This is a genomic window from Methanosarcinales archaeon (assembly GCA_014859725.1).
GTDB lineage: Archaea > Halobacteriota > Methanosarcinia > Methanosarcinales > Methanocomedenaceae > Kmv04.
Genome location: JACUTQ010000147.1, coordinates 1 through 5,638 on the forward strand (window position 1 = coordinate 1; position 5,638 = coordinate 5,638).

Consider the following 5,638-nt stretch of genomic DNA (forward strand, 5'->3'; position numbering starts at 1 on the left):
GCTATACCATTCAGGAAAATTGTTCTTTATAAACCTATCCATCTCTTCCAAATTCTCAGGATTCTTATTCTCTTTCCTCCACTCCTTAAAAACCTGTATGAAATATTCAAGAGGAACTTCCTGAGTTTTTCCAGACATCCTCAACATCAAGGTTGTCCAGATCATAGAAGACATTCTCTGCGATATCATCCGGATCCACTCCCTTAAGGTATTCCAGCGCCAGCTCTTCTATCCTTTTCGAAATCATCGCATCCTCATCAGCAAGTCTTTTTAGAATTTCATGAGCATGCTCGGTGCTGACTTCATCGAGAACCTGCTTATTCAGTGCGGTTCTGGAGGCTGGCAGTGTGCTGTTCTTCGTGGATTTTTTGGTCATTTGTTCATTCATTAAAAGCATTGAGTTAAAATTGTTGTGATTTTACCAGAAATATCAGGGAGCTGTGGCCATGAAAGTTGATAAGTCTGAGACTGAGCTGCGCAGGTTTAGACTACATGAACACTGGTACACGGACAGAAACGAGTTTGAGCAGAAAGTGGGTGACCTTGAGGAAAAGGTAGATTACTGGAAGCAGGTACTTGCTGACCTGGGAAGTTCATTGGTCTCATGTTCACTGGAGGAGGGGCCATTTTACGGTCTGCCCGTAATAGAGTTCGAAAGCGTTGATAATAGTAGTTTTTGGATTTTTGATCTTATCGGCTTGAGCGGCTGCATCGGCATCACCTCTAAGAAGAGCAACCAGATAATCGGTATCCAGTATTGTCATAGTTTTGTACGCTCTAAACGGGAAATATCAGTTCCACTGGACCTTATTTCAATGGCCGCTTTTTCAAATTCATCGTCTTTCAATCTTCCGGCAAATTCTTTTAACGGCTTTTTTCTGACGATTTCTGTTATTCGATTTATAAGGGCAGTAAAGCTTTCGCCCTCTTTTTTTAGCTGAACAAGGCTTTTATAAGCTTCTTCTGAGATAGTTAATGTTTTATGAGCCATATGTTTAAGTGTATTTATTCGTGCATTTAAATGTGCCTGCCATTTTTTTTCCTTACGTCTATTGTTAATACTGGAAGGATCCCTGCCCCCATCCATCCTTCCCTCTCCCGCTTTCCGCCATTCTCTACTCACCTGTGCTGTCCTTCCTGCACTCGCACTGGCTGCACGGCCTCAGTGTTGCGGACCGGGTGCGGGTGCTCATGCGCAGAGCGTGGGTCGGGAAGTGGTGTGCGGTGGGGGTACTAAAAACGCGAGGCAGAATGTGAATATTAATACATCTAAGTATGAAAGCTATGCTACCTTACTGTTGGAAAAAAAGATATCTATTACAGAGAATCGTTCGCCAGGTTCATATTTCAAATATTTCATCCAGAGTTTGCTGAGTGTGATTTATTGCGTTTCTTCTTTTTTTATTTTTCTTAGGCTTTTCTTCTTCATTTGAGATAGAATTGATAAAAGCTCTTATTATTTCGTATGGTATTTCATTATCTTCCCACTCAATTTCATCTGGATCATCTTCTGCTAAATCAAATTCAGTTGAGAATAAATCATTTAAAGCATCAAATATTTCTTGATTTTCAAGAAGCCACAGATAATCCTCTCTTAATGATGTGTTCTTAAGTACACTATATGCCAGGTTGATCTTGGCTGTTTTTTCCAGATACCTGTATTTTTCACGAAGTGTTTTCTCGACCTCCTTTTTCTCACCTGAAAGGGAATCCCTCTCCAATCCAAGCACCGAAAGGAAGGTTTCCTCATTTGGGGGAAGATATCGTAACCAATCATGATTATTGTTTATTGTTTCCCTGCTCCGGAAAATATTATTAGTAATCCCAAAAGGTTCATTGAGAGCATTAAGGATGATTTTCTCAACTATCTGGTTATCAATTTGTTCCCATTTTCTCCTGTGTATTTTCCTTTTTTCAAGAATTTCCGGTTCTGAGTGAGTATTGATAAAATATATTAGAAAGTCATAGTCTTCACGGAACGATTTGTCACTGAGCAGAGAATATATCTGCCGCATAAATTCCGAACCAGAATCAGAATATTTTTTAAATGATTCTTCAGGTGAATCCTGAGCTATTCCTGCAACCTCATAAAGGTCGGGCATTCCTTTCATATACAGAACATGATACCATTTATACTTCTCAAGTATTGGTCCCATTCTGAAATATTCCTTTTCAGTATTGATATTGTCAGCATGGTTCTTAATTAATTCATTTTTTTCATGCGGAGGTATGCATTTTGTTATTTGTTCAAATATAAAAAGCAATTTATTATATTCCTTTGCAAGCCCTGGATTGCTCAGGACATCGAAAGCCTCTTCGATTACCTCATCATTATAACTTGAAAACCCTTGTTTTTTTTCACAAGCCTGTTCAATCTGGCTTTTGGCTGCTCCTTTTTCAACACCGAGAACACAGTAATAGGTGGGTGTGCCTTCCATAAGATCCTGAACCCATTCCGGATGCCTCACTTCAAATTGCTCGAACTTGCTGATAAAGTGGCCAACACGATGCATATCCACAAACATACTGGATACCTTCCAGTAGGGATCATCCAATATCGATATTTCCTGCTTAGCAATCGAAGAATCTGAGGTAATTCGTTTCTTCTTTTTCTTACTCATCCTTTTGCCGAATCTCTATTGAAATGCCTGTTTCCATGTTCGTATCAGATATTTTTTGTTCATCATCAGGCTCAATATCATTACAGAAAATTGTTTCATTCTCTCCCATAATGCCTTTTTTTAACAATTCCTGTTTGAGATCAAATACTGTTTCCCACGGATTAAGATATAGAGCCAGTGTATCATCTGTCGATAAATTAATAATATTCACCTGTATGCTTTCAACACCAAGCAGTTTTTTCATCCATTTATTTTTTTCCTTTTTCGAGAGCCTGCTTCTGGCCTCCATCTTCACAGTACGCTGGTTACCGGATTCTTTATCTTTTGCTGTTACATGTAAAATACCGAACTCGTTTCCGACTTCAAAAGTCACTTCTATTTTGTTCTGAAAAATGGGCATAGGTTCTATAGATATCCAGAATTCTCCAAGAAACTCATTTTCTTCAGGAAATTCCCCTTCCCCCTGATACACCGGGATTATTACTTTATCTACGAAATCCCATGAATTCGTATAATTACGGGTACGCTCAATGGGAATCTTTGTGTTCCTCTCCAGTATCATGGAGATCCTTTCATCAGCGGTTACCACACCTAATGAACTTGATATTACATCACTTATTTCGATATTATTTGCAACTCCCGATTTTATTTTTACAAATTCTGTACCGGCTATCGCAGTTCCAAGGGCAACTGCTTCGTACGGATCGCCTTTTAGAGGTTCTTTTTCAAAATACTGTATAACAAATTCACGTACTGCAGGTATGAGGGTGGTGCCTCCCACAAGTAATATATCATCTATTTCATTTTTTTCAAGGGAAGCATCATTCAATGCCTGTTCAATTGGCTTTTTAGTACGCTGGATCAGGTCTGATATCATGGAATTAAGTTCTGCCTGTGTTAATTCCATACTGAACGGCGGTTTGTTTTCAGCAACAAAGGGTATGTTAATTAAAGTGCTTTTTGCTGAAGATAGCGCTATCTTTGCTTCCTCTGAGGTTTCACGGATGGTGGAGCGAAGTGCCAGGTCCTTGTCCAGATTTATGCCAAACTGTTCGGATAATTTATCAGCCACATGCTCCTCAATGCGTGCATCTATATCATCCCCTCCAAGTTTATGCTCCCCCGCACTTGCATCGACATCAAAAAAACCCGATGAAACAGTAAGTATCGTTACATCAAATGTCCCGCCCCCAAAATCATATACCAGTACTCTCCTATCCCTATCTTCTCGTATTCCATACGCGAGAGCTGCCGCTGTTGGCTCATTAATCAATCTCAGGACGTTAAGGCCGGCAATCTCTGCTGAATCCTTGATTGACTGCCTCTGTCCGTCCGAATAGTTTGCAGGAACAGATACTACGGCGTCCCTGAATCGTCTCCCGAGCCTCTGTTCGGCATCATCCGCCAGTTTCTTAAATATTTGTGCAGCGACATATTCAGGAGGAAATTTATACCGACCGACCTTTTTCCTGAAGTCTGTTCCCATTTCCTTTTTAATTGAGTTTATCGTTCGCTCTGGATGCACAATAATGTTCCGCTTGGCGATTTCACCCACCTCTACTTCATTCTCATTTTTGAAATAAACTGTGGACGGCATCATATTTTTTCCTTCACTGTTTTCTATCATCACTGGTTCGTCAAGCAGCATATATGCCATCTTGGAATTGGTTGTTCCAAAATCAATACCTAAAATATCTCTATTCAACATCATCAATCTCTCTTAAGTTCTGTTCGATTCTAACGATCTTTTCTTCCAGACCTATTATTGAATTATTCAGAGAATTCAAATCCTGTGTAAGTTTTTCGATATCCTCTTTTTGCAGACCTCCCAGTTCAATTATCTTTTCATTCATTTCTCTCAAAAGATATTTGGAAGGATTCATCCATCGAAGGAACCTATTCCATAAACCGGGTTTCATGATATTCACTTTTATTGGGCGCTTTGAGACAATTATTTCACAGGGTCGGACCACATTATTTTCACTGCTATATCCCTTCCTGACTGTGCGAATAACTGAGTTCTCAGGGTAAACACTACTATACTCCAATCCAACAGCCATATGCTTATTCGCATCGAATTCATCACCTGCTTTTGGGTCTATTGGAGTAAGAGCTGCTGCAGAAAGTAACTGATTGTAAATCACATAAATATTTTCTTTTATATTTTCTGAATATTTTTTCACCACATCACAGGACGTATTATCATTCTGTTTAGATATGCGATCAAAAGAATCTGCAACTACAAGCAATCGTTTAACAAAATCCTTTTTTATTTCCTGCTGTATTTTCGCTTCATTTTTTCGACTGGACTCAATATAATCTTTAAATTCTTGTCTTAAATTGGTATATTGAGATTCGAAGCTATCAGCTTTTTTCTTAATTTCCTGAATTTTATTTTCTTCCATCACTACCAATACAATCTAAGTTCTGCATATACCAGATATATTTTTCCATAAATTCAGTACTTCAGAATAACCCTACTTCCGATTATTTCTAAACGTAGAAAACCGGACATTTTTCTCTGACTTAAAGGAACCGTCAGATTAAAGAGAGTTGGATTCCAAGTATCATTGGCACAGGTGACTTCGGAGGAAATGGTAAGCCATGTGGGTAAGGTTTACAGCGCTCCTTATCAGTCGCCCCAAATTGAAGCCCTGTGCCACCGAATGTCCTGACATCCACAAAAGAGCACGGTATACATACTTCATTTTGAGGTGCAGTAAGTGTTTTCCCACCTTTCTGTACAGGAGTTCTTGAGTAAGCTTGCAGAGCTGGGGATTTCTGGGGAGCTGGTTCTGGCCCTTCTCATGAGAAAAAAAAGAAGTATTGTTATGCAATATCCTTGAAGATTAGCATTATTGGAAAGCTAAGGATGATAGGCACTGGATGCCTCTCTATAATGTGAAACTGCCTGGCACCCTTGCAGATCCCCGGCACTTACTAAACTGGTCAATGAACTTAAACAAAAACCCACTCTGTCATCTTCCCATAAGCTGTTCCGTAAGTCAGGGGCGAAT

6 protein-coding genes are annotated in these 5,638 nt (G+C 39.4%); all 6 read right to left on the minus strand.

Annotation, left to right across the window (positions count from 1 at the left end; translation table 11 throughout):
* Positions 1 to 106: 106 nt before the first annotated feature.
* Positions 107 to 376 (minus strand): hypothetical protein, encoded by a 270-nt coding sequence (locus IBX40_10560; GenBank protein MBE0524759.1) that lies wholly within the window; start codon positions 374 to 376, stop codon positions 107 to 109.
* Positions 377 to 608: 232 nt separating this feature from the next.
* Entirely contained in the window at positions 609 to 764 is a 156-nt protein-coding gene (locus IBX40_10565; GenBank protein ID MBE0524760.1) for a hypothetical protein, read from the minus strand.
* The gene (locus IBX40_10570) at positions 761 to 991 is read right to left on the minus strand and encodes an antitoxin VapB family protein (GenBank protein ID MBE0524761.1); all 231 of its coding nucleotides are present in this window, start codon (positions 989 to 991) and stop codon (positions 761 to 763) included. The genes IBX40_10565 and IBX40_10570 overlap by 4 nt, the downstream gene beginning before the upstream one ends.
* Positions 992 to 1,340: 349 nt before the next feature.
* Positions 1,341 to 2,438 carry a hypothetical protein gene (locus IBX40_10575; protein MBE0524762.1) on the minus strand — a complete coding sequence of 366 codons (1,098 nt, stop codon included), beginning with the start codon at positions 2,436 to 2,438 and terminating at the stop codon, positions 1,341 to 1,343.
* Positions 2,439 to 2,613: 175 nt separating this feature from the next.
* Complete coding sequence (locus IBX40_10580; protein ID MBE0524763.1) at positions 2,614 to 4,332, minus strand: Hsp70 family protein; 1,719 nt, start codon at positions 4,330 to 4,332, stop codon at positions 2,614 to 2,616.
* Positions 4,319 to 5,035: a nucleotide exchange factor GrpE gene (gene grpE / locus IBX40_10585; GenBank protein ID MBE0524764.1), complete on the minus strand. Its 717-nt coding sequence runs from the start codon at positions 5,033 to 5,035 to the stop codon at positions 4,319 to 4,321. Before grpE ends, IBX40_10580 begins: the two co-directional genes overlap by 14 nt.
* Positions 5,036 to 5,638: the final 603 nt, after the last annotated feature.

What these genes read in the sequence shown, in the direction of transcription:
- IBX40_10560 (MBE0524759.1), bottom strand. Translation starts at nt 376, where the DNA reads ATGACCAAAAAATCCACGAAGAACAGCACACTGCCAGCCTCCAGAACC.
- IBX40_10565 (MBE0524760.1), bottom strand. Translation starts at nt 764, where the DNA reads ATGACAATACTGGATACCGATTATCTGGTTGCTCTTCTTAGAGGTGAT.
- IBX40_10570 (MBE0524761.1), bottom strand. Translation starts at nt 991, where the DNA reads ATGGCTCATAAAACATTAACTATCTCAGAAGAAGCTTATAAAAGCCTT.
- IBX40_10575 (MBE0524762.1), bottom strand. Translation starts at nt 2,438, where the DNA reads ATGGAAGGCACACCCACCTATTACTGTGTTCTCGGTGTTGAAAAAGGA.
- IBX40_10580 (MBE0524763.1), bottom strand. Translation starts at nt 4,332, where the DNA reads ATGATGTTGAATAGAGATATTTTAGGTATTGATTTTGGAACAACCAAT.